Source organism: Novosphingobium naphthalenivorans NBRC 102051, from assembly GCF_001590985.1.
Classification (GTDB): Bacteria; Pseudomonadota; Alphaproteobacteria; order Sphingomonadales; family Sphingomonadaceae; genus Novosphingobium; species Novosphingobium naphthalenivorans.
In genome coordinates, this window is record NZ_BCTX01000183.1 from 1 (window position 1) to 1,877 (window position 1,877).

A 1,877-nucleotide genomic window follows, 5' to 3' on the forward strand; every position below is an offset into this window, starting at 1 on the left:
CGCCGAAATGGGCTCGGCCTTTCTCTGCGCCGCGCTCGGCATCGTCCCCACCGTGCGCCATGCCGACTACATCGGCGCATGGCTCGAGGTGCTGCGCGAGGATAGCCGCGCGATCTTCCGCGCCGCGAGCGCGGCCAGCAAGGCCGCCGATTGGCTGCGCGCCCGGCATGAGGCAGCGCGGGGTGATGAGGCCGCGATTGAACCGGAGCCTGTGGAACGGCAAGCGGGGAGGGCGGCGGCATGAACCTCCTGACCCCCACGCTTCGCGCTGCCTTGCTCGCCAGTTGCGAGCGAGGCCTCGACGGTTCCGCCCATGATCCCGCGCCGCTGGTGAAGCTGTTCTCGCCGCTTGGCCCCGCGACCTGGCTGGCGAGCGAACTCTACCCCGATGGCGACACCCTGTTCGGCCCTTCGGCGAAGCTCACGACAGGCCTTGCCGACCTCGGGTTCGGCTGCCCGGAACTCGGGACCTTCAGCCTTGGCGAACTGGCACGCGTGCGCCTGCCCTTCGGGCTCGGAATTGAACGGGACATCGCCTTTTCGAGCGAATTCCCGCTCTCGCGCTGGGCCGAGGCCGCGCGCGCTGCCGGATCGATCCTCGATGCCGAGCGCCTGCTCACCCGGGGCGGGCCAAGCGGCGGCGATTGAAGCGAGCTTTCGCCGGAGGGGCTTTACCTTCCGGTGGCAGGCGTGGCGGCCGCTCGCCGCCGAACCCCAAAAGCTGGTCCGCATATCCCATCACGAAAAGACGGACCGGCACTCTTGAAGGAGCAAGACCCGTGAAACTGCAATTCATCGCACTAAGCAAGCTTTGCGTGAGCAAGGCCAACATGCGCTACTCGAAGAAGGCGCCCGATGTCTCCGATATCCTGCCTACCGTCCGCGCGCGCGGCGTGATCCAGCCGCTGATCGTGCGGCCCCTCGCCGATGGCCCTCTGGCAGGCGAAGCCGGGCATGCGCCCGATCATTTCGAGATCGTCGCGGGAAGCCGCCGCTTCCATGCCGCGCGCCTCGTCGCCGGGGAACGCTGCGCCGCCGCTCCACCCGATGCCGAACCGGACCCCGATGCCGACATGCTGCCTTGCGCGGTGCTCGATGCCGGTGACGATGCCGCTGCCATCGAGGCCTCGCTCATCGAGAACATCGCCCGGCTCGCGCCCGACGATGTCTCGCAGTGGGAATGCTTCACCCGGCTGGTGAAGGAAGGGCGCGGGATCGAACACATCGCGGCAACCTTCGGCCTGCCAGAGCTTGCCGTGAAGCGCGTGCTCGCGCTCGGCAATCTCCTCCCGCGCATTCGCGATCTCTACCGCCGCGAGGAAATCGATGCCGCGACCGTCCGCCACCTGACACTCGCCTCGAAAAGCCAGCAGAAGGCATGGCTGGCACTCTTCGACGATGCCGACGCTTATGCCCCGAGCGGCTACCAGCTCAAGGCATGGCTCTTCGGCGGCCAGTCGATCCCGGCCCGCCACGCGCTCTTCGATCCCGAAGCAAGCGGGCTTGCCACTGTCGCCGACCTCTTTGGCGAGGATCAGTATTTCACGGACCCACAGGCCTTCTGGCGCGCGCAGAATGCCGCCATCGAGGAACGCCGCGCGGCCTATATCGAGGCAGGCTGGGCCGATGCCGTGGTGATCGGCCCCGAAGCCCACTTCCACTCGTGGGAATACGAAAAGGCCCCCAGGCGCAAGGGCGGGCGCGTCTACATCGATCTGCGCGCGAACGGGGAAGCAGTCTTCCACGAAGGGTACCTGAGCCGAAAGGAAGCCGCCCGGCTGGCGCGCGCGTCCGGAGGCGAGGGCGGCGAGGGTGGAACAGGACATGGTGCTGCCGTCCGGCCCGAACTCACCTCGGTGACCCGCTGTGAGAACACC

General features: G+C 67.8%; 3 protein-coding genes. All 3 read left to right on the forward strand.

The features are described 5' to 3' along the window. Nucleotides 1-244 (forward strand): zincin-like metallopeptidase domain-containing protein (locus NN5_RS24555; protein WP_245656689.1); only part of this gene is annotated, 244 nt, incomplete at its 5' end. After that, nucleotides 241-648, forward strand: coding sequence for a DUF2958 domain-containing protein (locus NN5_RS24560; protein WP_067739314.1), 408 nt, complete (start codon nucleotides 241-243; stop codon nucleotides 646-648). The genes NN5_RS24555 and NN5_RS24560, both read left to right, overlap by 4 nt. Nucleotides 649-779: 131 nt before the next feature. Then, the coding region (locus NN5_RS24565) for a ParB/RepB/Spo0J family partition protein (protein ID WP_169801058.1) at nucleotides 780-1,877 on the forward strand (1,098 nt) is incomplete at its 3' end.